28 protein-coding genes are annotated in these 25,891 nt (G+C 70.1%); 6 read left to right on the top strand and 22 right to left on the bottom strand.

The features are described from left to right. Positions 1–186 precede the first annotated feature (186 nt). The 3 genes from AB0B61_RS13240 to AB0B61_RS13230 form a co-directional block, all read right to left on the bottom strand. Complete coding sequence (locus tag AB0B61_RS13240) at positions 187–768, bottom strand: TetR/AcrR family transcriptional regulator (protein WP_358431472.1); 582 nt, start codon at positions 766–768, stop codon at positions 187–189. Positions 769–774: 6 nt separating this feature from the next. Further along, positions 775–1,095 (bottom strand): nuclear transport factor 2 family protein, encoded by a 321-nt coding sequence (locus AB0B61_RS13235; RefSeq protein ID WP_358431913.1) that lies wholly within the window; start codon positions 1,093–1,095, stop codon positions 775–777. Positions 1,096–1,288: 193 nt separating this feature from the next. Then, positions 1,289–1,957: a class I SAM-dependent methyltransferase gene (locus AB0B61_RS13230; protein ID WP_358431471.1), complete on the bottom strand. Its 669-nt coding sequence runs from the start codon at positions 1,955–1,957 to the stop codon at positions 1,289–1,291. A gap of 61 nt (positions 1,958–2,018) precedes the next feature. Between AB0B61_RS13230 and AB0B61_RS13225 the strand changes: the two genes are divergently transcribed. Further along, positions 2,019–2,657, top strand: coding sequence for a TetR/AcrR family transcriptional regulator (locus AB0B61_RS13225; protein WP_358431469.1), 639 nt, complete (start codon positions 2,019–2,021; stop codon positions 2,655–2,657). A gap of 503 nt (positions 2,658–3,160) precedes the next feature. Here AB0B61_RS13225 and AB0B61_RS13220 read toward each other — a convergent pair. Both AB0B61_RS13220 and guaB read right to left on the bottom strand, forming a co-directional pair. Beyond that, entirely contained in the window at positions 3,161–4,282 is a 1,122-nt protein-coding gene (locus AB0B61_RS13220; protein WP_358431468.1) for a GuaB3 family IMP dehydrogenase-related protein, read from the bottom strand. 3 nt (positions 4,283–4,285) lie between these two features. Further along, on the bottom strand, positions 4,286–5,767 hold the full coding sequence (gene guaB, locus AB0B61_RS13215) for an IMP dehydrogenase (protein WP_358431467.1): 1,482 nt from the start codon (positions 5,765–5,767) through the stop codon (positions 4,286–4,288). Positions 5,768–6,177: 410 nt separating this feature from the next. On the opposite strand from guaB, the gene AB0B61_RS13210 reads away from it, so the two are divergent. Together AB0B61_RS13210 and AB0B61_RS13205 are read left to right on the top strand one after the other, a co-directional pair. Then, complete coding sequence (locus AB0B61_RS13210) at positions 6,178–7,194, top strand: LuxR C-terminal-related transcriptional regulator (RefSeq protein ID WP_358431466.1); 1,017 nt, start codon at positions 6,178–6,180, stop codon at positions 7,192–7,194. A 39-nt stretch (positions 7,195–7,233) separates the two neighbouring features. Further along, positions 7,234–7,611 (top strand): DUF5319 domain-containing protein, encoded by a 378-nt coding sequence (locus tag AB0B61_RS13205; RefSeq protein WP_225293853.1) that lies wholly within the window; start codon positions 7,234–7,236, stop codon positions 7,609–7,611. Here the strand turns inward: AB0B61_RS13205 and AB0B61_RS13200 are convergent. The 4 genes from AB0B61_RS13200 to groES form a co-directional block, all read right to left on the bottom strand. Further along, the gene (locus AB0B61_RS13200; RefSeq protein WP_357650738.1) at positions 7,572–7,724 is read right to left on the bottom strand and encodes a hypothetical protein; all 153 of its coding nucleotides are present in this window, start codon (positions 7,722–7,724) and stop codon (positions 7,572–7,574) included. The two genes, AB0B61_RS13205 and AB0B61_RS13200, sit on opposite strands and share 40 nt — an antisense overlap. Next, on the bottom strand, positions 7,721–8,356 hold the full coding sequence (locus AB0B61_RS13195; protein WP_358431912.1) for a sigma-70 family RNA polymerase sigma factor: 636 nt from the start codon (positions 8,354–8,356) through the stop codon (positions 7,721–7,723). The genes AB0B61_RS13200 and AB0B61_RS13195 overlap by 4 nt, the downstream gene beginning before the upstream one ends. Positions 8,357–8,724: 368 nt before the next feature. Next, positions 8,725–10,344, bottom strand: a complete 1,620-nt coding sequence (groL, locus tag AB0B61_RS13190; RefSeq protein WP_358431465.1) for a chaperonin GroEL — start codon at positions 10,342–10,344, stop codon at positions 8,725–8,727. A gap of 82 nt (positions 10,345–10,426) precedes the next feature. Further along, positions 10,427–10,741: a co-chaperone GroES gene (gene groES, locus AB0B61_RS13185; protein WP_214633886.1), complete on the bottom strand. Its 315-nt coding sequence runs from the start codon at positions 10,739–10,741 to the stop codon at positions 10,427–10,429. Positions 10,742–11,055: 314 nt separating this feature from the next. Between groES and AB0B61_RS13180 the strand changes: the two genes are divergently transcribed. Together AB0B61_RS13180 and AB0B61_RS13175 are read left to right on the top strand one after the other, a co-directional pair. After that, positions 11,056–12,243, top strand: coding sequence for a methyltransferase domain-containing protein (locus tag AB0B61_RS13180; protein WP_358431463.1), 1,188 nt, complete (start codon positions 11,056–11,058; stop codon positions 12,241–12,243). A gap of 179 nt (positions 12,244–12,422) precedes the next feature. Next, the gene (locus AB0B61_RS13175) at positions 12,423–14,234 is read left to right on the top strand and encodes a hypothetical protein (RefSeq protein WP_358431461.1); all 1,812 of its coding nucleotides are present in this window, start codon (positions 12,423–12,425) and stop codon (positions 14,232–14,234) included. 33 nt (positions 14,235–14,267) lie between these two features. On the opposite strand, the gene sigJ is transcribed toward AB0B61_RS13175, so the two are convergent. Continuing rightward, on the bottom strand, positions 14,268–15,137 hold the full coding sequence (gene sigJ, locus AB0B61_RS13170; RefSeq protein ID WP_358431460.1) for an RNA polymerase sigma factor SigJ: 870 nt from the start codon (positions 15,135–15,137) through the stop codon (positions 14,268–14,270). 196 nt (positions 15,138–15,333) lie between these two features. Here sigJ and AB0B61_RS13165 point away from each other — a divergent pair, with 196 nt between their 5' ends. Further along, the gene (locus AB0B61_RS13165; RefSeq protein ID WP_358431458.1) at positions 15,334–16,257 is read left to right on the top strand and encodes an NAD(P)-dependent oxidoreductase; all 924 of its coding nucleotides are present in this window, start codon (positions 15,334–15,336) and stop codon (positions 16,255–16,257) included. On the opposite strand, the gene tsaD is transcribed toward AB0B61_RS13165, so the two are convergent. From tsaD to AB0B61_RS13105, 12 genes are all read right to left on the bottom strand, one after another. Continuing rightward, positions 16,238–17,269 carry a tRNA (adenosine(37)-N6)-threonylcarbamoyltransferase complex transferase subunit TsaD gene (gene tsaD, locus AB0B61_RS13160; RefSeq protein WP_358431457.1) on the bottom strand — a complete coding sequence of 344 codons (1,032 nt, stop codon included), beginning with the start codon at positions 17,267–17,269 and terminating at the stop codon, positions 16,238–16,240. The two genes, AB0B61_RS13165 and tsaD, sit on opposite strands and share 20 nt — an antisense overlap. Continuing rightward, positions 17,262–17,729 carry a ribosomal protein S18-alanine N-acetyltransferase gene (gene rimI, locus AB0B61_RS13155; RefSeq protein ID WP_358431456.1) on the bottom strand — a complete coding sequence of 156 codons (468 nt, stop codon included), beginning with the start codon at positions 17,727–17,729 and terminating at the stop codon, positions 17,262–17,264. The genes tsaD and rimI overlap by 8 nt, the downstream gene beginning before the upstream one ends. After that, positions 17,726–18,370: a tRNA (adenosine(37)-N6)-threonylcarbamoyltransferase complex dimerization subunit type 1 TsaB gene (gene tsaB, locus AB0B61_RS13150; RefSeq protein WP_358431454.1), complete on the bottom strand. Its 645-nt coding sequence runs from the start codon at positions 18,368–18,370 to the stop codon at positions 17,726–17,728. The genes rimI and tsaB overlap by 4 nt, the downstream gene beginning before the upstream one ends. A gap of 27 nt (positions 18,371–18,397) precedes the next feature. Beyond that, complete coding sequence (locus AB0B61_RS13145; protein ID WP_358431452.1) at positions 18,398–19,327, bottom strand: aminoglycoside phosphotransferase family protein; 930 nt, start codon at positions 19,325–19,327, stop codon at positions 18,398–18,400. Next, entirely contained in the window at positions 19,324–19,860 is a 537-nt protein-coding gene (locus AB0B61_RS13140; protein ID WP_358431450.1) for a class F sortase, read from the bottom strand. The genes AB0B61_RS13145 and AB0B61_RS13140 overlap by 4 nt, the downstream gene beginning before the upstream one ends. Before the next feature lie 3 nt (positions 19,861–19,863). Further along, entirely contained in the window at positions 19,864–20,559 is a 696-nt protein-coding gene (locus tag AB0B61_RS13135) for a hypothetical protein (protein WP_358431448.1), read from the bottom strand. Between the two features lie 137 nt (positions 20,560–20,696). Next, complete coding sequence (gene tsaE, locus AB0B61_RS13130) at positions 20,697–21,161, bottom strand: tRNA (adenosine(37)-N6)-threonylcarbamoyltransferase complex ATPase subunit type 1 TsaE (protein WP_358431446.1); 465 nt, start codon at positions 21,159–21,161, stop codon at positions 20,697–20,699. Further along, a complete protein-coding gene (locus AB0B61_RS13125; RefSeq protein ID WP_358431444.1) occupies positions 21,161–22,210 on the bottom strand; it encodes an alpha/beta hydrolase in 1,050 nt (349 codons plus the stop codon). Before AB0B61_RS13125 ends, tsaE begins: the two co-directional genes overlap by 1 nt. Continuing rightward, the gene (gene alr / locus AB0B61_RS13120) at positions 22,207–23,349 is read right to left on the bottom strand and encodes an alanine racemase (protein ID WP_358431442.1); all 1,143 of its coding nucleotides are present in this window, start codon (positions 23,347–23,349) and stop codon (positions 22,207–22,209) included. The genes AB0B61_RS13125 and alr overlap by 4 nt, the downstream gene beginning before the upstream one ends. A gap of 85 nt (positions 23,350–23,434) precedes the next feature. Beyond that, positions 23,435–24,886: an NAD(P)H-hydrate dehydratase gene (locus AB0B61_RS13115; protein WP_358431441.1), complete on the bottom strand. Its 1,452-nt coding sequence runs from the start codon at positions 24,884–24,886 to the stop codon at positions 23,435–23,437. Between the two features lie 9 nt (positions 24,887–24,895). Then, positions 24,896–25,246, bottom strand: a complete 351-nt coding sequence (locus tag AB0B61_RS13110) for a holo-ACP synthase (protein ID WP_225293879.1) — start codon at positions 25,244–25,246, stop codon at positions 24,896–24,898. Positions 25,247–25,271: 25 nt separating this feature from the next. Beyond that, positions 25,272–25,811, bottom strand: coding sequence for a hypothetical protein (locus tag AB0B61_RS13105; protein WP_358431440.1), 540 nt, complete (start codon positions 25,809–25,811; stop codon positions 25,272–25,274). Between the last annotated feature and the right edge of the window lie 80 nt (positions 25,812–25,891).

Below are 25,891 nucleotides of genomic sequence, written 5' to 3'. Positions count from 1 at the left end.
CGCATGGTCTACGGGAACCGGACATGGGTCACGCAAGCCGAGGGGGTCATGGCCGAGGCCGCCAGAAGCTCCCTGTCCGGACCACCCGGCAGGGGCAGAAGGTGTGGCTGGGCAATCCCGACGGCCCCTCGTGGGGCCTGCCCGCTTGGAGGGTGCTTGAGATAAGTCGCGTATCCCGGTGTTCGGTCATCGAGCGGCGAGTACGTGCGCCCACGGCTCATCGATGTGGGCCAGACCCAGCACGGCGACCACGTTGTCGAGCATTCCGGCGCCGAACCAGCGCCGCACGGCGTCGTCGTCGCCCAGCAGCCGCCGAACGGTGTCAACCTGCTTGGCGTAGCACCGACGTACGGCCTGCCCTACCAGCGGCTCGCCGGTGGCACAGTTCGCGTGCATGAGGAAACGCAGGATGGTCCGGTCCGCGATGAGCGCGGCGTAGGCACCGCGTGCCGCATCCAACGCCGCCTCGGACGCCGGCCCGGCCCCACCCGACGCCACCTCGGACGTCAGCCCGGCCCCATCCGACGCCGGCGAGTGCGCGACCAAGGTTTCGGTCATCACGACGGACACGTGGTCGACCACCGCCGCGAACAGCGCTTCCTTGTTCGGGTACAGGCGATAGAGATACGGCTGAGAGATGCCGACCCGCTCGGCCAGCTCGTGCGTCGTCGTACCGTAGAAACCCTTCTGCGCGAAACACTCCATCGCGGCGGCCACGATGGTCCGACGTCGTTCGTCGCTCTTCGTGCTGGTGCCTGCGGCGGGCATGGATCCTCAACCTCCGAACGTCACGCTGAGCTCAGGGTCGGACGGCACGTCGTGGGGTGTGAGTGCCTCGATCGCCACCAACGGGTTCCAGTAGTCCAGGTAGTGGGTGATGCGCGCGTCGTCATCGGTCCGGACGACGGAGACGCACCTCTGCTCGTACGGCTTGCCCGTCGGCAGTGCGGTGCCCGTCGAGCGGAATTCGGCGATCACGAGACCCGGATCGACCGTCGGGTGGAACACCAGGTCGACGAACTCTACGTCGAAGGTCTCGGGAAAGCTACTCATGTGCGCCAGCAGTGCGTCTCGCCCCGTCACCCGTTGAGGCATGCCGACCGGCGCGAATGCTGGCATCTCTAGTCGCCCTCCGATTAGGCGGCACTCACCGCGACCGATCAGCCTCAAACGCCACCTGCGCGCAGGGCCACCACCCGGCACGTGGACCACCACGCCGCCCAAGCTCGACTTGCTCGGGCGGCGTGAAACTTGACACGAACCTACAGAAACCCGCGACCGGAGATGGCTAGGCGTCGCGGCGCAGCGTGAACCAGAAGGTCGGCACCGAGTTGGTACCCGGTGTGACGTCGAGCAATTCCCAGCCGGGGAACCTGGCGCGGAGCTCATCAGCTGTGACGCCCGCCGCCCACGACGTGACCTCGGGGATCGGATTACCGAGCGGCTCGGGGCCGTACCCGAACATCAGCAACCGCGCTCCAGGAGCGGCGCGGTGGGTGAGCCCGGCGGCGTAGGCGTCGCGGCGGTGCAGCGGGACCCCGCAGTAGCAGCTCAGGTCGAAGAACAGGTCGAAGGGGCCCGGCACGTCCAGCTCGTCGAGGCGGGTGGCGTCTCCGTGCAGCAGCCGTACCGCGACTCCCGCCTCCGCGGCCTTCTCCCGTGCCTGGTCGACGGCGCGGTCGATCAGGTCGACGGCCGCCACCTCCCAGCCGTGCCGTGCGAGGTAGGTGGCGTTGGTCCCCGTGCCGCAGCCGAGTTCGAGGGCGCGGCCGGGCGGCAGCGCGCCGTCCCCCTCTACCAGGGCGACCAGCTCGGGCGGCGTGACGCCGGTGTCCCACGGTGGCTTGCCGGTGCGGTAGTAGCCCTCCAGCGCGCGGTGGACGGACTCCTCCTCCGCGTCTCGCCGCGTTGAGGCCAGGTCCGGTTCCGGCTTCTGGATGGCGTTGGGCTGGTCCATCGTCTCCTCCAAGAATATAGAGTTGAACTCTAGTGGCGTACTCTAGAGTTATACTCGCAATATGGACAACGTCAAGCGGCCGGACAAGCGAGCCGAGCGCTCACGCCGCACCCGTGAAAAGGTCGTCGAGGCGGCTCGCGAGCTGTTCGTCGCGCAGGGTTACGGGGCGACGAGCCTGCAGGAGGTCGCGGACCGGGCGGGCGTGGCCGTCCAGACGGTCTATTTCGTCTTCCGCAACAAGCGCACGCTGTTCAAGGACGTCGTCGACACATCCATCGCCGGGGATACCGAGCCGGTCGCCACCATGGATCGTGAGTGGTTTCGCGCCGCGTGCGCCGAACCCACCGCAGCCGGGCAACTGCGCGCGCACGTCCACGGCACCCGCGAGACCCTGGGCCGGGTCGCCCCGATCATGCCGCTGATCGCGGCTGCCGCGGCCACCGACCCGGAGATCGCCGCACAGTGGCCGGACGGCCCCGACCCGCGTTACACCGTGCAGTACGCGGCGGCCGAAGCCCTGGCCCGCAAGCCCGACATCCGTCCCGGCCTGTCCATCGAGATGGCGGCGGACCTGCTGTTCGGCCTGCTCAGCCCGCAGCTCTACCTGATCTTCGTCCGCGACCGCGACTGGTCACCGGACACGTGGGAAGAATGGGCCCGCACCGCCTTGACCTCCCAACTCTGCGCCGACCCCGGCTGAGCGGACGGCCGTCACGATGGTTCTCCAGCCCGCAATGCTGGTGGCCAACCACCTGGCCGATCTCCTGCGGGGGCCGGGTCGGACAACCTGGCCGACACCCATACCGGGCCTCCGCCGACCAGATCACCCCGGCCACCCAAGCCCCGGGGCCGGTGGGCCGACCACGACAGACAAAACTCCGACCCCGTCCCGACGACGCCCTATCCAGGATCCTTTTTGGCTGGCGGGGCACAGCGCCACTGGCCTTGTCCAGATGGGTGCCCAGGCCGTAGCCGGTCATCACCGATGACGCTATCGGCCGTCCGATCATGGGTAGCTTGGGGGCCATCGGTATGCCGTGGGCGAAGCGCGCGGCGGAGCCGCGCCTCAGAAGGGCGTCCGAGCGGAGCGAGGTCCTTCAGGGGTCGGGCCCTCGGCCCGACTGGGAACAACGTCTGCCCCCGAAGCGCGAAGCGCCCACCCGCGAAGCCCTTTGGGCCGGAAGCGGGTGGGCGCCCAAATGGTCAGCGCTGGGTAGGAGCGACCACGACCTCGACGCGCTGGAACTCCTTGATGTCCGAGTAGCCCGTCGAAGCCATCGTCCGCTTCAACGCCCCCATCAGGTTCATGGACCCGTCGGCCACGCTGGACGGCCCGTGCAGGATCTGCTCCAGGCTGCCCACCGTGTCAAAGGCCACCCGCCGGCCCCGAGGCAGGTCCGGGTGGTGTGCCTCCGAGCCCCAGTGGAAGCCATGGCCAGGGGCTTCCGCCGCGCGGGCGAGCGGGGAGCCGACCATGACCGCGTCGGCGCCGCAGGCGATGGCCTTGGCGATGTCGCCCGACGTGCCCATGCCGCCGTCGGCGATCACGTGGACGTAGCGGCCGCCTGATTCGTCCATGTAGTCGCGGCGGGCCGCGGCGACGTCGGAGATCGCGGTGGCCATCGGTACGGCCACGCCCAGCACGTTGCGGGTGGTGTGGGAGGCGCCGCCGCCGAAGCCGACCAGGACGCCCGCCGCGCCGGTGCGCATGAGGTGCAGGGCGGCCGTGTAGGTGGCGCAGCCGCCCACGATGACCGGTACGTCGAGCTCGTAGATGAACTGCTTGAGGTTCAGCGGCTCGGCCCGGCCCGAGACGTGCTCGGCCGAGACCGTGGTGCCGCGGATGACGAAGATGTCCACGCCCGCGTCGATGACGGCCTTGTGATACTGCACCGTACGCTGCGGAGACAGGCGGACCGCCGTGGTCACGCCGGACTCCCGGATCTCCGCGATCCGGCGGCCGATCAGCTCTTCCTTGATCGGCGCCGTGTAGATCTCCTGCAGCCGCTTGGTCGCCGCCTCGGCGTCGAGCGAGGCGCACTCCTCCAGCAGCGGCGACGGGTCGTCGTAGCGGGTCCAGAGCCCTTCGAGGTCGAGGGGCGCCAGGCCGCCGAGGCGGCCGATCTCGATCGCGGTGGCGGGCGAGACCACGCTGTCCATGGGGGCGACGACCACGGGTAGTTCGAACCGGTAAGCGTCGATCTGCCAGGCGATCGAGACCTCCTCCGGGTCACGAGTGCGCCGGGAGGGTACGAGGCCGATCTCGTCGAGCGCGTAGGCCCGGCGACCGGTCTTGCCCCGGCCGATCTCCACCTGCTGAGTCATGTCTTACCTTCTGTGATAGTTCGGGGCTTCCACGGTCATCTGAATGTCGTGGGGATGGCTCTCGGTGAGTCCCGCCGCCGTGATCGGCATGAGCTCACAGTCGGTGTGCATCTGCGTGATCGTGCGGCAGCCGGCGTACCACATGCCCTGGCGCAGGCCGCCGACGAGCTGGTGGGCGACCGCCGCGACCGGTCCCCGGAAGGGGACCTGGCCTTCGATGCCCTCGGGGATGTATTTGTCCTCGCCGCCGATGTCGGCCTGCGCGTAGCGGTCCTTGCTGAAGGACATGCCGCCGCGCTCGCGGTTGCGGACCGCGCCGAGCGAGCCCATGCCCCGGTACGACTTGAACTGCTTGCCGTTGATGAAGATCAGCTCACCGGGCGACTCCTCGCAGCCGGCCAGCAGCGAGCCGAGCATGACCGTGTCGGCGCCGGCGGCGATGGCCTTGACGATGTCGCCGGAGTATTGCAGGCCGCCGTCGCCGATGACCGGCACACCGGCCGGCCCGCACGCCAGCGACGCCTGGTAGATGGCGGTGACCTGCGGCGCGCCCACGCCGGCCACGACGCGGGTGGTGCAGATGGAGCCGGGGCCCACGCCGACCTTGACCGCGTCGGCGCCCGCGTCGACGAGCATCTGGGCGCCCGCCCTGGTCGCGATGTTGCCGCCGATGACGTCGACCTTGCTGTTGGCCTTGAGCTTGGCGACCATGTCGGCCAGGCCCTTGGAGTGGCCGTGCGCGACGTCGACCACCACCACGTCGACGCCCGCCTCGATCAGCGCCTTGGCCCGCAGCTCCGCGTCACCGCCGACGCCCACGGCGGCGCCGACGACCAGGCGGCCGTCCGCGTCCTTGGTGGCCAGCGGATATTGCTCGCTCTTGGTGAAGTCTTTCACCGTGATCAGGCCGCGCAGCCGGCCGTCGGGATCGACCAGGGGCAGCTTCTCGATCTTGTTCTGCCGCAGCAGCTCGAACGCGCGGTCACGCGACACCCCGACCGGGGCGGTGACCAGCGGCATCGGGGTCATGACTTCACGCACGGGCCGGGACTGGTCGGTCTCGAAGCGCATGTCGCGGTTGGTCACGATGCCGACGAGTACGCCGGACAGGTCGGTGACGGGCACCCCGGAGATCCGGTACGTCGCGCACAGCCGCTCCACGTCGGCCAGGGTGTCGTCGGGAGTGCAGGTGACCGGGTTGGTGACCATCCCGGCCTCGGACCGTTTGACCAGGTCGACCTGCTGGGCCTGCTCCTCCACCGACAGGTTGCGGTGCAGGATGCCGATGCCGCCCTGGCGGGCCATGGCGACGGCCATGCGCGCCTCGGTGACGGTGTCCATCGCGGCGGAGACCAGCGGGATCGACAGGTTGATGCCGCGCGACAGGCGCGAACCGGTGTCCGCGTCACCAGGTTGCAGATCTGAATAGCTTGGGACGAGCAACACGTCGTCGAAGGTCAGACCCGTCTCGGTGAACTTGGACATGCTGCGGCCCCTCCTGCCGATGCTGATGAGGCAAGTCTAGGGCCTACATGCAAAACGTCCCGAGGCCGGGAGCACGATGACCCCCACGGCCCGTCGTACCCCCGGCATCCGAAAGAGCCGGAGGATGGGGCGGTCGGTGATCCGCCCCATCCTCCGGCCACCGACATCCGGGCGGAAGCGCATAAAGCGCCACCGAACCCCCCTCCGCGTCCTGATGGCAAGCGCTGCCAGCTCAAGTGGATGCCGACGCTGGGTTAAGCCTGCGTTACTCATCGGCACACCGCAATGTGAAAACGTGCAATTGCACGAAGTTGCACATGTGGCCAAGGAGTCCACGCAAGGAGCGGACAAGGACGTATCGCCGAGTTATTCTCACGACACGCCCGTGTCCCCCCTACGGAGCCCCTTATATGCGCAGCGAGTCACCCACCGTGTCCGATCCCCTCGCGACGCTGGGCCTCGACCCGGCTCAGACCGCGCTCTACACGGCGGTGCTGCGCCTGCACAGGGCCACGCGTACCGAACTGGCCGAGGCCATGGACAACCCCATCGACAAGGTGAGCAGGCAGCTCGACGACCTCGTCAGGCTGGGGGTGATCGACGAGCAATCGGGCGAATACCTCGCCCGGCACCCCGCCGCCGCGCTCGGCCGGCTGATCGCCGAGCGCCTCGACCGGCTGGCCGAGGAGAGCAGGCGCATCGACTCCGCGCTCGGCTCGATCCGCGGGCTGATCCGCGACTACGACGTGGGGCACGACTACCAGAACGGCGCGTTCCGGGTTGAGATGGTGAGCGGCGCCGACGTGCTCTACGAGAGCGTGGTGGGCATGGCGGTGCAGTCCCAGTCCCCGCCGATGCGCTTACTCACCGCGATACCCGACGAGCGCACGATGGCAGACTTCGTACGAAAATTTGCCGATCCTTGGATCGATGCACAGCAGCGGAAACTCCTGAACGTGCGGGCCGTCATCCCGGTCTCCACCCTGACCCTGCCCGGCGTACGCGACCAGCTGACCAGACTGCTGGCCACCGGCGGGACCGTACGCACGCTGGACCGGGTGCCGAGCTGGTTCATGACCGCCGGCCCCGACGCCGCCGGCCTGCCCGCGCTGTGGGGCGGCAACCTGCCCGACCACGCCTACAACTTCTACCTGGTACGGACGCCGATCGTCGTGGGCATGCTCCGGTCGCTCTTCGAGGAGTTGTGGGGCCGGGCCGTACCCCTGCCGTGGGGTCGCCGGGGCGAGAGCGTGGTGCAGGTGCTGCGGCTCGCCGCGCAGGGCATGTGCGATGACTCGATAGCCCGCCAGCTCGGTGTCTCCGTACGCACGGTACGGGCAAGATTTGCCGACGCGATGGTTCAGCTTGGCGCGCAATCACGCTTTCACGCAGGTGTGGAAGCCGCCCGGCGGGGATGGCTGAGCTAATCACCACCGCGGTGGCCGCATCGGTCATATGGTGGGAAGGTGCTGGAAGACGTCCCCCGCGACCCGTTCGCGGACGACCCGAACGACCCTTCCTCAGCGATGGGCGAGCTCGACGACGCCGAACCGCTGACCGCCTCCGAGCGCGACGAGGCCATCACCGACCTGGCCGACGTCGAGGTCTTCCGCTCCTTGTTAGAGCAGCAGGGAGTGCTGGGCCTGGTGCTCGACTGCCCGGAATGCGGCGAGCAGCACTTCTTCGACTGGGAGCTGCTGCGCGGCAATCTGCGCCAGATGATCGACAAAGGCCAGCCCCAGATGCACGAGCCGGCCTTTCATCCTGACCCGGCCGACTACGTGACCTGGGAATACGCCAGAGGCTACGTCGACGGTGTCATCGACACCGAGGAGCGCCGCTGATCCACGTCGTCCAGCAGCGCGGCGAGCAGCCGCGCGGCCGGATCGCGAGAATCGGGCAACTCGCCGCGGGCCAGCACGTCGAGGAGCGCGTCAGTCTGCTCCTCCGGCGTCAAGCCGACTCCAGTTCGGCCATCTGCCGCAGCCTCGCCAGCGCTCGATGCTGGGCAACACGGACCGCACCTGGTGACATACCGAGTACATTACCGGTCTCCTCCGCCGACAGTCCCGACACCACCCGCAACAACAGCAACTCGCGCTGGTTGTCGGGGAGCCTGGCGAGCAGCCTGCGGGCATACTCCACCTCGATGTAGCGGACCACCGTCTCCTCGGGCCCCGGTCCGTCGTCGGGCCCATCCGGTAGATCCTGAGTCGGTACGGCCGAGCGGACCGAACTCCGCAACGCGTCGGCCACCTTGTGCGAGGCGATACCGAAGACGAAGGAGGCGAAAGGCCGTCCCATGTCGCGGTATCGCGGCAGCGCGGACAGGACCGCGATGCACACCTCCTGGGCTACGTCATCGGCAATGTGATATTGCCCTGAAACCCTGCCCAGCCTGGCGCGGCAATAGCGCACCACCATCGGACGCAACTCGCCGAGCAGGGATTCGATCGCAGTGCGATCTCCCTGTACGGCGAGGCTCGTCAGTTCCCTTAGGTCGGAGTCATCCGTCCGTGCCGGAAGTCTCGACGCGAGCCTTACCCCAATTTTGGCGTCGGCGACGCTTCCCTCGCTCACGTTAGGCATGATGCCCGCACTGATCGGGCCTGTCGTCATCGCGAACGGCTACGGATTGGTCACATTGACGCGGCGATAACGGGCAGTAATCGACCGGCAACACTAAGCCTTTATTGCGGAAGAATATTTCATCCCATAACCCCAAATGTGCAGAAATTGTCAGACGCCTAGACGCTTAAGCCACACATCCGGTTTACCCGAATAAACCACTTTCCCGGTTCATCACCCTTCGCGCACCCTCTCAGCAGCATCGCCTGGATTGCCCGTATGTCATATGCCATACATGGCTTTGCGGGGGTACGAGGCCAGGGGTACACCGGAGAAAGCACACGACCCGCACCTGGAATCAGGCGCGGGTCGGGTGAGGACGGAACGGCTCAGTGGCCGTGGCCGTGACCGTGGCCCTGGCCGGCGGCGGCCGGCTCCTCCTCCGGCTTCTCGACGACGAGCGCCTCGGTGGTGAGGAGCATGCCGGCGATCGACGCGGCGTTCTGGACGGCCGAACGGGTGACCTTGACCGGGTCGATGACGCCCTGGTCGAGCAGGTTGCCGTACTCGCCCGTGGCGGCGTTGAGGCCGTTGCCAGCCGACAGCTCCGAGACCTTGTGGGTGACCACGTAGCCCTCGAGGCCGGCGTTCTCGGCGATCCAGCGCGTCGGCTCGACCAGCGAGCGGCGGACGATGGCGACACCGGTCGCCTCGTCGCCCGTCAGGCCCAGGTCGTCGAGGTCCTTGGCGACGTGGATCAGCGCGGAGCCACCGCCGGAGACGATGCCCTCCTCGATCGCGGCCCGCGTAGCGGAGATCGCGTCCTCGAGGCGGTGCTTCTTCTCCTTGAGCTCCACCTCGGTGGCGGCACCGACGCGCAGCACGCACACGCCGCCGGCCAGCTTCGCCAGGCGCTCCTGCAGCTTCTCGCGGTCCCAGTCGGAGTCAGACTGCTCGATGGCAATCTTGATCTCCTTGACCCGGTCCTCGATCGCCTGCTGGTCGCCGCCGCCGTCGACGATGGTCGTGTTGTCCTTCGTCACGACGATGCGGCGGGCGTTGCCGAGCACCTCGAGGCCGACGTTCTCGAGCTTGAGGCCGACCTCCTCGCTCACGACCTGGCCACCGGTGAGGATGGCGATGTCCTGCAGCATGGCCTTACGGCGGTCGCCGAAGCCCGGAGCCTTGACGGCGACCGAGGTGAACGTGCCGCGGATCTTGTTGGTGACCAGGACGGCCAGGGCTTCGCCCTCGACGTCCTCGGCGACCACGAGCAGCGGCTTCTTGGTCTGGGCGATCTGCTCGAGCAGCGGCAGGAAGTCGGAGATCGAGGAGATCTTGCCCTGGGTGAGCAGGATGTAGGCGTCCTCGAGGACGGCCTCCATGCGCTCGGGGTCGGTCACCATGTACGCCGACAGGTAGCCCTTGTCGAACTGCATGCCCTCGGTGAACTCGAGCTCCATGCCCATGGCGTTGGACTCTTCGACGGTGAGAACACCGTCCTTGCCCACCTTGTCGAACGCCTCGGCGATCAGGTCGCCGATCTTGGCGTCCTGGGCGGAGATGGTCGCGACGTTCGCGATCTCCTTCTTGTCCTCCACCGGGCGCGCGCTGGCCAGCAGCTTGTCGCTGACCGCCTTGGCGGCCTTGTCGATGCCGCGCTTCAGCGACAGCGGCGAGGCGCCGGCGGCCACGTTGCGCAGGCCCTCGCGGACCATCGCCTGAGCCAGGACGGTCGCGGTGGTGGTGCCGTCACCAGCGACGTCGTTGGTCTTGGTGGCGACTTCCTTGGCGAGCTGGGCGCCGAGGTTCTCGTAACGCTCCTCCAGCTCGATCTCACGAGCGATTGTCACGCCGTCGTTCGTGATCGTCGGAGCACCGAACTTCTTGTCGATGACGACGTTACGGCCACGGGGGCCGAGGGTTACCTTCACGGCGTCCGCGAGGGCGTTGACGCCACGCTCAAGCGCGCGGCGTGCGTCCTCGTCGAACGCTAGGATCTTCGCCATGCTGAAAGTCCTCTCCTAGCGTCGAAAGCCCCGGCCGCACGCGCTCAGACGAGACGCGCGCCCGGGGCCCGACGCATCCGGCTTACTTCTCGATGATCGCGAGAACGTCGCGGGCGGAGAGCACGAGGTACTCCTCGCCGCCGTACTTGACCTCAGTGCCGCCGTACTTGCTGTAGAGGACGATGTCGCCCTCAGCGACGTCGAGCGGAATACGCTTGTCGCCGTCCTCATCCCAGTTGCCCGGGCCCACCGCGAGGACCTTGCCCTCTTGCGGCTTCTCCTTGGCGGTGTCAGGAATGACAAGGCCGGAAGCGGTCGTCTGCTCGGCCTCAAGCGGCTGAACCACGATGCGGTCGCCGAGCGGCTTAACGGGAACCTTGGTGGCGGTCGTCACGATCGGACCTCCCCTTCAGATTTGAATGATCTAGAAGAGGCGACCAGCGGGGCCTGCCGTCGCGGGTGTCAGACCTGCCTCGTCGCACGTTGGCACTCTCAAGGGGAGAGTGCCAACAGGAAACATATGCAAGAGGGGCTTGACAGTCAACACGAACGCGTCTGCTCAGAGCGATAAGGCCCAAGAGCTTGCCCAAGGTTGAGGCTAATTGGGGTGACACGCACTGTTGGCGCAGGGCAGACGTGCCCCTCCACCTGCCACCGTACGCGCCCACCGGCAGGCTGGAGTGCGGCGGGGAGACGCTAACGTCGGGTGACGTGGATCTCGACGCCTTCACCGAGTTGCTCACCCCGCGCGGGCAGCGCGCACTCGCCGAGGCCGTCGAGGTGGTGGGAGCCGATCCGGTGGCCGCGGCGACGAGGCTGCGCAGGTCGTACGACGCCGCCCTCACCTCGGCTGCGCTCACCCAGGCGGCGCTGCGCGAGCGCGCCAAGGCCAAGTTCGGCGCCGACGCGGCACTCATGTACTTCACTCCGCACGGCCTGGAGCAGGCCACCCGAGCCGAGGTCGGCGCCCACCGGGCCCGCCGCCTGGCCGGACCCGCCGGTGGGACGCGGGTCGTGGACGTCTGCTGCGGCATCGGCGGCGACTTCCTCGCCCTGGCCCGCGCCGGTTGCGTCGTGGACGCCGTGGACCTCGACCCGCTGACCGTCGCCGTCGCCCGGGCCAACGCGGAGGCGCTCGGGCTGGCGGATCGGGTCACCGTACGCGAGGCCGACGCGGCGACGGTCTCGCCGGAGGACTACGACTGGCTGTTCGCCGACCCCGCCCGCCGGACGAGCCGGGGCAGGACGTTCGACCCCATGGCCTACTCGCCGCCGTGGCCGGTCGTGCTCGACCTGGTCGCCAGGGCCGGACGGGCCTGCTTGAAGGTGGCTCCGGGCATCCCGTACGAATTCATCCCGGACGAGGCCGAGGCCGAGTGGGTGTCGTACAAGGGCGAGGTGAAGGAGGCAGCCCTCTGGACCGGCCCCACCGAAGGGGCGGTGCGACGGGCGACCTTGCTGCCCGGCGGGGAGACACTCGTCGCGCGCGGGGCCGAGGCGCCGACCGGCCCCGTCGGTCGGTTCATGTACGAACCCGACGGGGCCGCGATCCGCGCGCACCTCGTCGGAGAGGTCGCCGAGATGGTCGGCGGCCGCCTCCCCGACCCGATGATCGCCTACATCACCGGCGACGAGCCGTTCGACACCCCATGGGCCGCGCGGTACGCGGTGGAAGACGTGCTGCCATTCTCGCTGAAGCGCCTCCGCGCCACCCTCCGCGAGCGGCAAGTCGGAAATGTCGTCATCAAGAAGCGAGCCTCAGCGGTAGACATCGAACGGCTCAGAAATGACCTGCGACTTTCGGGTGACAAATCTGCGGTAATCATGCTTACCCGAATCATGGATAAGCCTTCCGTCCTGATTTGTCACCCATCCCCACCTGCGCAAATGACAAAGTAGGACGTTCTCGGGCCAACCCCGATCTTTTACTTCGCTCCTGACGAACCTTGATCGAGCGGCTAAGGTGAGCACGCGGGAGTCCTCCCCCTTTGGCGGTTAGCCGCGTTCTCGTTTCATCTGCAAACCGGACCTGTCCCACCGCTGCGCGGCAGACCGTCGGCGAGCGAAGGAGCCTTTCGGTGGATCACTCCAACCACACCACCCTTCTCCAGGCAGGCGGCGATTCCGCCATCTCCGAAAGGATGCGGGACCTGCTCGCGCGTGCGTCTCAGGACCACGTCTACGAGCAGCGGACCCAGGGTGCCGTCCTCGACGAGATCCGCCAGCGCCTTGAGGGTATGGAGTGGCTGCTCCGGGAGGTTCGCGAGCGGGAGCTGGGGGGTCTGAGCGGCACGCTCGAGACGGTGAGCGGACGACTTGACGAGATCGCGGCCAAGCCGCCGATGTGGGCGGAGGGTCTGGCCCAGCATGTCGAGGCGGTACGCGACCACGTCGACGCCGTCGGCGAGCAGGTGGGCACCGTCGACGCGCATGTGGAGTCGGTTCACCAGCGGGTCGCGCCGGTGGCGGAGTTGCCGGGGCTGTGGGCCGAGGTCGGCACCGTCGGCGACAATGTGGACGAGGTGCTCAAGAAGCTGCAGGCGGTCCTCGACTTCACGGAGGGCATCACCAAGCGGATGAGCGACCTGGGCGTCAGGCTGGGCCACCTCAACACGGGCATGGAGGCCGCCGCCGGCCGCTTCAGCCGCATCGACAAGTCGCTCGCCGAGCTGAGCGCCCGTACGGACCGCATCGAAGGCGCGCTGCTGGAGCTGCCCGACACCTTCGACGGCAAGCTCGCCGCCAACGCCGAGCAGCTCGACAGCAAGCTCACCGCCGCGACGGACCGGCTCGGCGCCCAGGTGGACGGCGCCGAACAGCGCCTCTCCGTACGCCTCGGCGAGACCGAGGACCTCCTGACCGACCTGGACCAGCGGCTCACCGGCCACCTGGACAGGACCGAGCAGAGCCTGACCACGCACCTCGACCGGGCCGAAAAGGGGCTCAGCGCCCGTCTGGGCGAGTCCGAGCAGGGCCTGGCCGACCGCCTCGACGAGGCCGAGCAGGCGCTGACCGCCCGGCTCCACGAAACAGGGCAAACCCTGACCGAACACCTGGACGACACCCGCCAGAGCGCGACAAGCCGCCTCGACCAGACCGAACAGCGCCTGGCGGGCCGCCTGGACGAGACCGAACAGCGCGTGGCCGGGCGCCTCGACGGCGTCGACGCCAAGCTCCTCGACGTCCACGGCGCGCTCGACAACCGGCTGGGCGGCGTCGACGAGCACCTCACCACCGTCAACGGCCACCTGACCACGGTCAGCGGCCATCTGACCACCGTGAACGGCCACCTGTCCCGCCACGACAACCGCTTCGACACACTGGACGGCCGCGTCGACGGCCACTTCATCCGGCTCGACGAACGCCTGGCCGCCGCCGACCGCCACCTCATCGACTCCGCCACCCGCAACGAGGGCCGCTTCAACCAGCTCGACAACGGCATGGACACGCTCGACGAACGCCTGGGCGAGGTGGAGGAGCGGGTGACCACCCGCTTCGACGGTCTCGGCAACCAGCTCAACGGCGTGGAGAGCAACCTGACCGGCCTCGCCCAACGCGCCGAGCAGGCGGGCGAGCACCTCGAAGCGGTCGACGACCGGATCGAGGCCGTCAACCAGCGCATCGGCCAGCTGCCCGCGACGCTCAGCATCGGCGAGCGGGTGGGCGAGCTCCTCGACTCCCAGACCACCCACCAGGGCGAGCGCCTGGCCGCCGCCGCGGCGGTGCTCACGGAGCTGGTCGCAGCCCGTCCCGACCGCACCGAGCTCACCCAGACGGTGACCGACATCGTCGAGCCCGCCACCACCGACCTCACCAGGCGCCTGGGCGCGCTGGAGGAGACCATGCTCGCCCTCGCCGAGGCCCTCCTCCGCCCTACGCGAAAAGACTGAGCTACCCGTCCGGCACAGCCATGGCGCGCGACCTCATGGCCGGTCCTGAACGCGAGCAGGTCGACGCACATGTGCAAGCTTGTCCGGGTTGACCAGCGCGTACAGCCCGCCCACCTGAGTGCCCGTCTCCTCCGGTTCCACGGTGAGCGCGACGCGGAGCTGGCCCCCGGCCAGCAGCAGGAACGTCGGCCCAGCCGTCCAGAGGAGGTCCAGGTCCACGTACCTGGGCCCGATCCCCATGAGGACGCGGGACACCCGGTCCGAGCCGTGAATCGGGCGTAGGGACGCGTGCACGCGGCCACCCCCGTCGTTCCACATGGTGACGTCCGGAGACAGCACGGCCAGCAGGTCGGCGAGGCTGCCGCCCGCCATCGCCGCGACGAAGCGCTCCGCCACCTCGCGCGCCACCCGGGGGTCGGCCGGGTAGCGCGGGCGGCGGGCGCGGACGTGTTCGCGGGCCCGGCGGGCGAGCTGGCGCGCCGCCGCCGGTGTGCGGTCGAGGATGCGGGCGATCTCGGCGTGCTCGAACCCGAACGCCTCCCGCAGCACGAACGCCGCCCGTTCGAGAGGTGACAGCGTCTCCAGTACGACCAGCAGGCCCGTGGTGACGTTCTCAGCGGCCGTCACCGGGTAGTCGGCGCTCACCAGCGGCTCGGGCAGCCACGGGCCGGTGTAGTCCTCTCTGGCGGCGCGCAGGCCGCGCAGCCGTTCCAGGGACCGCCGGACGGCGATGCGGATCAGGTAGGCCCGCGGATTGCCCACCTGGGACAGGTCGACACCGGCCCAGCGCAGCCAGGTGTCCTGCACGACGTCCTCGGCGTCGGCCACGCTGCCGAGCATGTCGTAGGCCAGGGTGAACAGCAGGCTCCGGTGCTCCGCGAACACCGCCTCAGCATCGGCCACGGCCCCTCCAGATCCCCCGGCGGTCCCCAGGAGACGGTTTCGGCCCACCGTAACGGGCACGTGGACCAGACGCGCAACGGGCACGTGAGCCACACGCGCAACGGACATCTGGGCCGCACGACAGCTCGGCATGTCACATCCGGCACCCCGCCACGCATCCGTTGCAGGAGGACACCACCAGACGACAAGGAGAGGCATGAAAGTACTTCTGGCAGGAGCCACCGGCACCGTCGGCACCGAGCTGATCCCCCAGCTGCTCGCCGCCGGCCATGAGGTGCTCGGCCTCACCCGTTCCGAGCGGGGCGCCGCCAAGCTGGCGGAGGCGGGCGCGACGGGCCTGGTCGCGGACATGATGGACCGCGACGCCCTGCTCGCCGCGGTGAAGGGTCACCAGGCCGACGCGGTGATGCACCAGGCCACGGCGATCACCGGCCTGCCGCTGTTCCACCGCCAGCTGTATCCGACGGGCGCGCTGCGCGACCGGGGCACGGCCAACCTGATCGCGGCCGCCAAGGAGATCGGCGCGCACCGCTTCGTCACGCAGTCGTTCTTCCTCGGGTACGGCTACCGCGACCACGGCCCGGAGCCGGTGACCGAGGACCGGCCGTTCGCCGAGCCCGCCAGGGGCCCCTTCGGCGTGCATATGAGGACGATTCGGGCCAACGAGGAGCAGGTGTTCAACACGCCGGGCATCGACGGTGTCTCCCTGCGCTACGGCCTGTTCTACGGCCCCGAGGTGACGACGCGGAAGATGATGGCCATGGCGCGGCGGCGGATGCTGCCGGAGGTCCACCCGGCCGGCGTCCTCTCGCTCGTGCACGTCCACGACGCCGCCTCGGCCGCCGTCGCCGCGCTGGACCGGGGCCGGGGCGGGCGGGCGTACAACATCGCGGACGACGAGCCGGTGAGCTTCGACGCGTATGTCCGGGCGCTGGCCGAGGCGGCGAAGGCGCCCGCGCCGCTACGGGTGCCCGGCTGGCTGCTGCGGCCGACGCCGTACATCCACGCCTTCATGACCGGCGTACGCATCCGGCTCTCCAGCGACCGCGCGAAACAGGAACTCGGCTGGACCCCCGCCTACCCCACCTATCGCGCGGGGCTCAAACGTGAACGGTCGTGATCGGCATCGACGAGTCGGCGGGGATGTCCAGCCGCGACGGGGTGATGCCCGCCGCGACCAGGTCGGAGCCCAGGGCGGCGACCATGGCGCCGTTGTCGGTGCACAGTCCGGGCCGGGGCACGCGCAGACGTACGCCCGCCGCGTCGCACCGCTCCTGGGCCAGGGCGCGCAGCCGGGAGTTGGCCGCGACGCCCCCGCCGATCAGCAGGTCACGCACGTCGTACTTGCGGCAGGCCTGGAGCGCCTTGCGGGTCAGCACGTCGACCACGGCCTCCTGGAAGGATGCCGCCACGTCGGGCACGTGAATGGACTCGCCGGCCGACTCGCGGGCCTCCACCCAGCGCGCCACGGCGGTCTTCAGCCCGGAGAAGGAGAAGTCGAGCGTGCCGTCGTCGATCTTGCCCCGGGGGAAGGCGACGGCCGTGCCCGACCCGGAGGTGGCGGCCTTGTCGATGTGCGGGCCACCGGGGAACGGCAGGCCGAGCACCCGCGCCACCTTGTCGAACGCCTCCCCGGCCGCGTCGTCGACGGTGGAGCCGAGCGAGATCACGTCTTCGGCCACGTCGGGCACGAGCAGCAGGGACGAGTGGCCGCCCGAGACCAGCAGGGCGATGCACGGCTTGGGCAGCGGGCCGTGTTCGAGCTGGTCGACGGCGACGTGGGCGGCCAGGTGGTTGACGCCGTAGAGGGGCACACCGAGGCCGAGCGAGTAGGACTTGGCCGCGGCGACGCCGACGAGCAGCGCCCCGGCCAGCCCGGGACCGGCGGTGACGGCTATCGCGTCGATGTCGGAGAACTTCAGCCCGGCCTGCGCCAGCGCGGCCTCCACCGTCGGCGTCATCGCCTCCAGGTGGGCCCGCGAGGCGACCTCCGGCACGACACCGCCGAACCTGGCGTGCTCTTCCATGCTGGAGGCGATGGTGTTGGCCAGCAGCGTGTGACCCCTGACGATGCCGATGCCGGTCTCGTCACAGGACGTCTCGATGCCCAGAACCAGCGGTGCGTCAGCCATCCAGCTTCCTTCTCATCATGATCGCGTCGGTGCCGTCGTCGTAGTAGCGGCGGCGCCGGCCGATCACCTCGAACTCGAAGTGCTCATAAACCCCCCGCGCCTGCGGGTTGTCGGCCCGTACTTCGAGGAAGATCTCCCGTGCCGCGCGCCGGCCGGCCTCGGCCAGCAGCTCCGCCAGCATCGCGCCGCCGATGCCGGTGCCCTGGTGCGGTTGGACGACCGCGATGGTCTGGACGTCGGCCTGGTCGGCCGCGGCGGCCAGACCCGCGTAGCCGACGATCTCCTGGTCGACGAGGGCCACCACGTAATGCCTGGTCCGGGGCTGGTCGGCCAGCTCGCCGCGGAGCATGGCCTCACTCCACGCGTCGAGCGGGAACGTGTCGCGCTCGATCGCCATGACCGCGGGCAGGTCGGCCTCGGTCATCTGCCGCAGCCGCACGTCCACCTGCCGGGGTTTCACGCCGTCACCCTCTTGGGGGCGCCGGGCACCACCGCGTCGGGCCGCCGCAGGTAGATCGGGCGCGGCGGGCCGAGCGGCTCCCCCGCGGCGATGCGCTCGGCCGCCAGGGCGGCCAGGAATCCCGCATAAGGGTACGGCGGAGCGTCGGATTGCCCCAGCAGGTCGGGGTAGAGCCCGGCACCGGCACCCACCACGGGCAGGCCCTCCACCGGCACATCCGCAGGCCGGTCGACGAACGGCCCGTCGAGCCGGGTGCGCGCGTCGGAGTAGCGGGCCCAGAACACCTCCTTGCGCCGCGCGTCGGTGGCGACCAGGAACGGCTCGGCGAACCCGCTGCCGTAGGCGACGGCGTCGAGGGTGCAGATGCCGTACGCGGGGACGGCCAGCGTGGTGGCCAGCCCCTGCGCGGTCATCAGCCCGACGCGTAGCCCGGTGTAGGGGCCCGGTCCGCTGCCCGCCACGACGGCGGTCACCTCGGACAGGGCCGCACCCGCCTCGCGCAGCACGGTCTCGATGGTGGGGATGAGCAGCTCACCGTGTCGCCGGGCGTCGATCGTCGTCGACTCGGCGAGGACACGCCGCCCGTCGTGGAGCGCGGCCGTGACGGCGGGCGTCGCGGTATCAAAGGCCAGGACCAGCACGACTGTTTAGCCTACCCGCCCGCCGGGTCACGCCCAGCCGGTGCGCTGTTTCAGCCAGTCGAGCGACACGACGCCCTGCGCCCGCTGGAACGCCCTGACCGTGGGCAGGCCGGGTGGCGGCGGCTGCCGGCTCTGCCGTACCAGGTAGCCGGCGAACGCGGCGATCACCGCCGTGGCGGCCGGATCGGGGTCGGGGAAGAGCTCCTGCGGTGGCGGGCCGCCCTGCATGGCGACCGAGGGCAGCATGCCCAGGAAGTCGAACCAGGCCACGCCGACGCAGGCCCACGGCCAGTCGACCACGTAGACGCGCTCCTCGGTGAGCAGCATGTTGTCGGCCCGCAGGTCGGCGTGGAGCAGCGTGTCGCCGGCGGCAGCGGCGGCCCAGCCGGACTCCAGCTCGGCCAGCGCGTCCAGGTGACGCAGCGCCCACGGATCGAGGCCTTTGGTGTCCTCGCCAAGCAGCTCGCGCCAGCCCCGGAACGCCTCGCCGAACACCTCCGCGACCGGCGGCGCCTCGATCGGCGCGGGCGTGAGCGCGGCCGACATGCGCCGCACGGCCGCCATCACCCGGTCGAGCTCGGCGCGGCGCCAGGGCAGCTCGGGGTGGCGGCCCTCGACGTCCTCGAAGACGAGCACCACCCAGTCCTCGATCTCGAAGGAGGTCAGCAGCCGCGGCGCGGGCACGGACTCGGGAAGGGCGGCGGCGATTCTGCGCTCGGCCTGGTAGATGCGGACGCTGTCGGGGTTCGGCTCCGGGCCGACGGCCTTGACGAAAACGCGCCGGCCGTTCGCGGCGCGCAGCCGTACGGCCGCCGCGGGCGAGAACCCGCCCGTCTGCGTCACGGCCTCGGTCACGGGCGCGCCGAGGAACTCCTCGACGGCCGCCCGGGCCGCCGGGTGCACCTCCGGCCAGGGAACGCGCGCGCCCGACGCGGGCGGATGGGTCTGCTCGCTCACGCTCTGGAAGCGTAGACGATGATGTTGTCGACGTATTCGCCCTTGGCGTAGTCGAACTTGCCGCCGCAGGTCACCAGCTTGAGGCCGTCCTCGATGTAGACCCGCTTGGCCGGGAAGTGGTCCTTCGACACCTGCTCTACCGAGTCGACCTTGTACTTGACGACCTTGCCGTCACTCCGCTCGACCTTGACGATCTCGCCCTTGCGTACCTGCCTGAGCTTGAAGAACACCGCCGGTGCCGTCTTGGTGTCGACGTGGCCGATGATGACCGAGGCGCCCTTGTCGCCGGGCACCGCGCTGCCGGTGTACCAGCCGGCCATCTTGGGCTTCTCGTACGGCGGCAGTTCGACCTCGCCGTCCTTGCTCAGGCCGAGCTTCATCAGCGGCGCCTCGACCTCGATCGACGGGATGTCGATGCTCTCGGGCACGACGGAGCCGGCCGTCTTGGTGGTTTCCTGATAGGTCTTGCCGAACGCGACCAGCACCAAGCCGGTGACGGCGCCCGCGATGACCACCCGTCCAGGGCGGGCCATCGGCTAGCCCCGGACGCGGCGCTTGATCAGCAGCCCGGCCGCCGCCAGCACGGCCGCGCCGACCAGTACGCCGCCGACCGGCATCCCCGAGCCCTCGTCCACGTCCTTGCCGAAGGTGCCGCCGCCGCCCGCTCTGGGCGCCTTCGTGGGCGCCTTGGTGGAGCTGTCGTCGGAGGTGTCAGCGGTCGCGCTGACAACGCGCAGGGTGGCCTTACCGGTGTCGTTGGTGCCGTCGCACTTCACCTCGACCGGGTAGGTGCCGCGCTTGACCGTGCCCGACACCTGCGCCTCGCCGCGTACCCACGGGTTGCCGGCCGCGGTGCCGGTCGGGGCGGGCGTGGCCGTCGAGGACGTCGGCGCGGTGGTCAGCGACACACCGTTGATGAACGCCTTGGACGTGGCGGTGCCGGTGTGCGCGGGGCCGCCGCTGGGGACGGGGCAATTGGCTAAGATCCACACCTTCGAGGTCTCACCCGCGGTGACCTTGGCGGGGCTGAGCTCGACCAGGATGGGTTTCCTGCTCACGGTGGCGGTCGGCGTGGCGCTGACCGAGCCGGTGGCCGAGGCCGAGGGTGTGGGAGTCGATGTGGTCTGCGCGGAGGCCGAGCAGCCGACCGCACCGATCATGACGATGGCTCCCGCGTACGCGACTCGCCTGACCCTGAGCACCGCCGCACCCCACTCCGCGCCGTCCTTCACCAAGCATCCACCAAAAAAGCGGACGCCGCCCCTCCTGATACCCAGTTTTTCTGGGCGAACCCTTACCAATGATCATGATTTCTATCGATGGTGAGGTACGTCAAGGGTGGCAGCTTTGCCGGAAGACAGGGCGGAATTTACTTTTCCGCAGGTTCGGACGGCGTGTCGGCCCACCGCGCGCCGACGCCGCGCAGCGTCACGAGGCGGGCGTCGTCTCCGCCCTCACGGTCGATGTGGATCTCCAGGCGGTCGTCGGACAGCCCCTCGACGAGTCCCTCGCCCCACTCCACGACCGTCACCGACTCCTCGAGCGAGGCGTCGAGGTCGAGGTCGTCGACCTCCAGGTCACCGCCCAGCCGGTAGGCGTCGGCGTGGACGAGCGGCGGACCCTGGCGCAGCGACGGGTGCACTCTGGCGATCACGAACGTGGGCGAGGTGATCGGGCCGCGTACCTTGAGCCCTTCGGCGATGCCCTGCACGAGCGTGGTCTTGCCCGCGCCGAGCGGGCCGGACAGGATCAGCAGGTCGCCCGCCCGCAGCCCGGCGGCCAGCCGGGCGCCGTAGGCGCGCATGTCCTCGGCGGTCGGAAGCCTTTCGGCCACTACAACTCCACTCGCTTGATCAGGTCGCGCAGCGCGTCGTTGACCACGCCCGGGCGCTCCAGCTGGATCAGGTGCGAGGTGTCGGGCACCTCGGTGAGCTGGGCGTTGGGCAGTGCGGCGGCGATCGCCTTGCTGTGCTCGGGCGGGGTGAGCCAGTCCTTGTCGCCGACCAGGATCGCGGTCGGCACGGGGTCGAGCACGTCCAGGGCGGCCAGCTTGTCGTGGTTCATCAGCGCGGGGTAGAAGTTGGCGAACACCTCGGTCGGCGTCGCCCTGATCATCGTCTCGGCGAAGTCGACCAGGGTGGGGCTGACGTTCTTGGAGTCGCCGAAGCCCATGTAGCGGGTCATCAGGAACGCGATCTCGCTGCCCGCGCTGCGGGTCTTGTCGACGAACGCGCCCCGCCGGCCCAGCAGCGAGATCGTCGAGGGGGCGAGCTTGTGCACGGCCTTGGACAGCAGCGCCGGCAGGCCCAGGGTGAGCTCGGCCAGCTTGCCCGCCGAGGTGGCGATGAGGGACACCGCGCGAATCTTGTCACCGAACAGCTCGGGGTGGCGGTCGGCCAGCGCCATGATCGTCATGCCGCCCATGGAGTGGCCGACCAGCACGCACGGGCCGGGCACGAGGCGTTCGATCACCTCGGCCAGGTCGTCGCCCAGCCGGTCGATCGTGCAGTCCTCGGCGGTGGCGCGCTGCGAGCGGCCGTGTGAGCGCTGGTCCCACAGCACCATGCGGTAGGTGTCGCGCAGGTCGCGGCGCTGGTAGTGCCACGACTCCAGGCTGAGGCAGTAGCCGTGGCAGAACACGATGGTCAGCGGCGCGTCCTCGGGCCCGTCGATCTCGACGTGCAGCTCCGTGTTGTCGGAGGTGACCAGCGTGAGGTCCCTGCCGCGCAGCTCGCCGAACCGCTCGCTCGCCTCGGCGTCGGGGCGCAGCCTCATGCGGCCCACCGCGTAGCGCTTGGCCAGCGCCGCCGCCGCGACACCGGCCGAAGCGGCGCCGACGATGGCGCCGGCGATCCCGACCTTCCGCCGTGTTGTCGTCGTCATGTCCCTGATCCCCTATACACCCGCGGCACCCGCGAACCGATCCTGGTCACGATCTCATGCGTAATCGTGCCGAGGTTATCCGCCCACTCCTGAGCGGTCGGCTCACCCCTCCCACCAGGCCCGAACAGGATGACCTCGTCCCCTGTGGCGAGCGGCTCGTCGCCCATGTCGATCATGAACTGGTCCATGCACACCCGGCCGGCTATCGCCCTTCGGCGACCTCCCGCCAGAACCTCTGCCCGCCCCGTCGCGTGCCGGAGGATCCCGTCGGCGTACCCGAGCGGCACCAGCCCAAGCGTGGTCTCGGAACTCGTGACATAAAGGTGCCCATAGGACACTCCAGAGCTCTCCGGCACCCGCTTGGCCAGGGCGATCCGCGCCACGAGCGTCATCGCCGGTCGCAGCCCGAAGTCGCCCAGCTCGGGGACCGGGCTGAGCCCGTACATGGCGATGCCTGGCCGGACCATGTCGTAGTGGGTCCGCGGCAGCGTCAGGATCGCGGCGGAGTTGGCCAGGTGCCTGATGACGTGGGACCCGGCCGCGCCGGCCTGCTCGGCCTGCTTGAGCGCCGCCTCGAACGCCTCGATCTGCCGGTCGATCGAGCCATGCCCCGGCATGTCCGCGCAGGCGAAGTGGGACCACAGGCCGGCGATCTCGATGACGCCCTCGGCCTGGAGGGCGAGCGCCCTGGCCAGCAGTTCCGGCCAGGCGGCGAGCGGGGCGCCGCCCCTGCTCATGCCGGTGTCGGCCTCCAGGTGCATTCTGGCGGTCCGCCCAGTCCGCCTGGCGGCGGCGGCGATCTCGTCGAGCAGCGGCGCGTCGGCCGCCGACAGCTCGATCTCGGCTTCGAGCGCCTCGTCCAGCGGCTCTCCGGGCGTGATGATCCACGACAGCAGCGGCGCGGTGATGCCACCGGCGCGCAGCGCGAGCGCCTCACGGATGTAGGCGGTGCCGAGCCTGCTCGCGCCGCCCCGCAACACGGCCTCGGAGGTCGGGACGAGCCCGTGCCCGTAGGCGTCGGCCTTGACGGCCCCCAGCACTTCGGCGCCGCCCGCGCGCTCCTTGAGCAGCGCCACATTGTGCCTGATCGCGGCCAGATCGACCCGCGCCTCCGCGGGCGTCGCCATCGGGGATGTCATCCCTCCAGTCTGGCAGCTCGCTCACGTGGTCGAGCGCGAATCGCCCCTGTTGAGGTCCGCTTGAGGTCCGCCGGGCGGACCCGACTCACCTGGATGAGTCGCGCAGCGTACGGATCGCCGCCGGAACCGCCGAGGCCACGTCCGCGGCCGTCAGGGGCGCGTCCTCGGCCGCGATCCGGCCGGCCAGCCCGTGCAGGTAGGCGCCGCACGAGCCCGCGTCGTAGGGGTCGAGCCCCTGGGCGAGCAGCGCGCCGGCCACCCCGGAGAGCACGTCCCCCGTGCCGCCGGTGGCCAGCCAGGCCGTGCCGGTCGGGTTGACCCGTACGGGCAGGCCCTGCTCGGCCACGACCGTGGTCGAGCCCTTGAGCAGGACGGTCACGCCCAGCTCCGCCGCCGCCTGGCGGGCGTACCGGAGCCGGCCCGCCTCGATCGCCTCGCGGTCCACCTCCAGCAGCCGCGACAGCTCGCCCGCGTGCGGCGTGATCAGCACCGGGGCGGTACGCCGGAGCAGCGCCCGGTCACGGGCGACCAGGGTCAGGGCGTCGGCGTCGACCAGGACGGGCACGTCACTGGCGAGCACTCTGGCGGCCAGCTCGTGCGCCCAGTCACCGGTGCCCAGACCGGGCCCCAGCACCCATGCCTGCACCCGGCCGACCTCGTCGATCGACGGCTCGCTCAGCTCGGTGATGACCGCCTCGGGCCAGTGGGTGCGTACCTGGGCCACCGGCTCACCCGGCCCCACGTAACGCACCATCCCCGCGCCCGCGCGCAGCGCGCCGCCCACGGCGAGCACGGCGGCGCCCGTGTAACGGTCGCTGCCCGCCGCGACGCCCAGAACGCCCCTGCGGTATTTGTCGGACTCGCCCATCGGCGACTTCAGCCGCCCGGCGACGTCGCGGTGGGTGAACGCCACGACGTCGGGATCGGGCAGGTAGGGCGCGAGCCCGATGTCGATCAGCTCGATCTCGCCCACCTTGCTCGCGCCCGGATCGACGAGCAGCCCGGCCTTGGGAGCGCCCATGGTCACGGTCACCTGCGCCGCGATGGCCGCCCCGTCCACCTGACCGGTGCTCGCGTCCACGCCGCTGGGCACGTCCACCGCGACGACCAGGCCGGGCGCGGCGTTGGCCGCCTCGGCCAGCCCCGCGTACGGCTCCCGCAGCGCCCCGGTCGCCCCGATCCCCACCAGCCCGTCGACGATCAGCTCGGCCCGGTCCACGGCGTCCGGCCCGGCGATCGTGCCGCCCGCCCGGCGGAACGCCTCCAGCCCGGCCTCATGGGTCTTGGAGCCCGCCAGGACTGCCTCGACCCGGGCTCCGCGCCCGGCCAGCCGGGCCCCGGCGTACAGGGCGTCGCCGCCGTTGTCGCCGCTGCCGACGAGCAGCAGCACGCGCGTGCCGTACACCCTGCCGAGGAGCCCGGCGCAGACGGCGGCGAGCCCGGTGGCGGCGCGGTCCATGAGCGTGCCGTCGGGCAGCCGCGCCATCAGCGCGCGTTCGGCGGTCCTGATCTGGTCGGCGGTGTAGGCGGTACGCATGATCTGAAGCTATCCCTCCGCGATCACGTAGGCCATCGCCACACCCGCGTCATGGCTGAGCGAGATGTGCCAGCGCTTGACCCCCAGGCCGTAGGCGACCTCGGCGGCCTTGCCGGTGACGCGCAGCTCGGGCTTGCCGCTCTCGTCGCAGCGCACCTCGGCCTCCAGGTGCCCGAGCCCCTTCGGCGCGCCGAGCGCCTTGGCGACGGCCTCCTTGGCGGCGAATCTGGCCGCCAGCGAGTGCACGGCGAGCGGCCGCTCGACCTCGGTGAACAGCCGCTCGCGCAGCCCCGGCGTGCGTTCCAGCGCCGACTCGAACCGCGCGATGTCGACCACGTCCACGCCGATGCCCAGGATCATCCCCTCAGGTTAACCGGGCGCGTCCCTACAGCCAGCTGGCCCGCACGCTGTCGGCCGGCCCGTCACCGGGAGCCCTGCCGAGCTCGCCCTTCGTCACCCTGGTGAGCAGGCGGCTGACGCTCTCGACGATCTCGGGGACGCACCCGCGCAGCTCGGCCACGTCCGCGGCGATCGACTCGTCGCGCTCCACCCCCGCCCTTTCGAGTACGGCGTCCAGGTCCGCCAGCTTGCCCGCCAGCCACTGAAGCGGATCGCTCGACAGCTCCCGGTCGAAGACGCGCGGGCCCGGATCCCATCCGGTGAAGACCGGATGGTGATGGGTGCGGTCGAAGCTGCCGGGACGGCCGTCGACCGATTCCAGGAGGTCGACGCGCCAGATGGGCCGGTCGAGGTTGATGGGCCGCGCCGAATAGATGGAACCCTTCAGCTGCCCTGGTTCGAGCATCCGTACTTCGAGGCGGACGCCGTGCTCGGCGCCCTCCTGGCCCTTGATCGGCTTGGGGTCGACGAAGTAGAGATCGCTCACGGCTACGCCGATCCGCTCGAAGCCGAAGATGTACAGCACGAGGAGCCCTCCTGTCGCGAGTGTCCTCTTCGAGTATCGACAACCTCCTGGGCAGCTTCAATCAGGGGGCCTCAGCCAAC

Source organism: Nonomuraea sp. NPDC049158 (genome assembly GCF_040648335.1).
Taxonomy (GTDB): Bacteria; Actinomycetota; Actinomycetes; order Streptosporangiales; family Streptosporangiaceae; genus Nonomuraea.
This window is presented reverse-complemented; position numbering and strand designations above follow the sequence as displayed.

Bases quoted from the DNA above. Each gene is read 5' to 3' on its own strand.
- AB0B61_RS13240 (WP_358431472.1), bottom strand. From the start codon at position 768: ATGCCCGCCGCAGGCACCAGCACGAAGAGCGACGAACGACGTCGGACC.
- AB0B61_RS13235 (WP_358431913.1), bottom strand. From the start codon at position 1,095: ATGCCTCAACGGGTGACGGGGCGAGACGCACTGCTGGCGCACATGAGT.
- AB0B61_RS13230 (WP_358431471.1), bottom strand. From the start codon at position 1,957: ATGGACCAGCCCAACGCCATCCAGAAGCCGGAACCGGACCTGGCCTCA.
- AB0B61_RS13225 (WP_358431469.1), top strand. From the start codon at position 2,019: ATGGACAACGTCAAGCGGCCGGACAAGCGAGCCGAGCGCTCACGCCGC.
- AB0B61_RS13220 (WP_358431468.1), bottom strand. From the start codon at position 4,282: ATGACTCAGCAGGTGGAGATCGGCCGGGGCAAGACCGGTCGCCGGGCC.
- guaB (WP_358431467.1), bottom strand. From the start codon at position 5,767: ATGTCCAAGTTCACCGAGACGGGTCTGACCTTCGACGACGTGTTGCTC.
- AB0B61_RS13210 (WP_358431466.1), top strand. From the start codon at position 6,178: ATGCGCAGCGAGTCACCCACCGTGTCCGATCCCCTCGCGACGCTGGGC.
- AB0B61_RS13195 (WP_358431912.1), bottom strand. From the start codon at position 8,356: ATGCCTAACGTGAGCGAGGGAAGCGTCGCCGACGCCAAAATTGGGGTA.
- groL (WP_358431465.1), bottom strand. From the start codon at position 10,344: ATGGCGAAGATCCTAGCGTTCGACGAGGACGCACGCCGCGCGCTTGAG.
- AB0B61_RS13165 (WP_358431458.1), top strand. From the start codon at position 15,334: ATGAAAGTACTTCTGGCAGGAGCCACCGGCACCGTCGGCACCGAGCTG.
- tsaD (WP_358431457.1), bottom strand. From the start codon at position 17,269: ATGGCTGACGCACCGCTGGTTCTGGGCATCGAGACGTCCTGTGACGAG.
- AB0B61_RS13140 (WP_358431450.1), bottom strand. From the start codon at position 19,860: ATGGCCCGCCCTGGACGGGTGGTCATCGCGGGCGCCGTCACCGGCTTG.
- AB0B61_RS13125 (WP_358431444.1), bottom strand. From the start codon at position 22,210: ATGACGACGACAACACGGCGGAAGGTCGGGATCGCCGGCGCCATCGTC.
- alr (WP_358431442.1), bottom strand. From the start codon at position 23,349: ATGACATCCCCGATGGCGACGCCCGCGGAGGCGCGGGTCGATCTGGCC.
- AB0B61_RS13115 (WP_358431441.1), bottom strand. From the start codon at position 24,886: ATGCGTACCGCCTACACCGCCGACCAGATCAGGACCGCCGAACGCGCG.
- AB0B61_RS13110 (WP_225293879.1), bottom strand. From the start codon at position 25,246: ATGATCCTGGGCATCGGCGTGGACGTGGTCGACATCGCGCGGTTCGAG.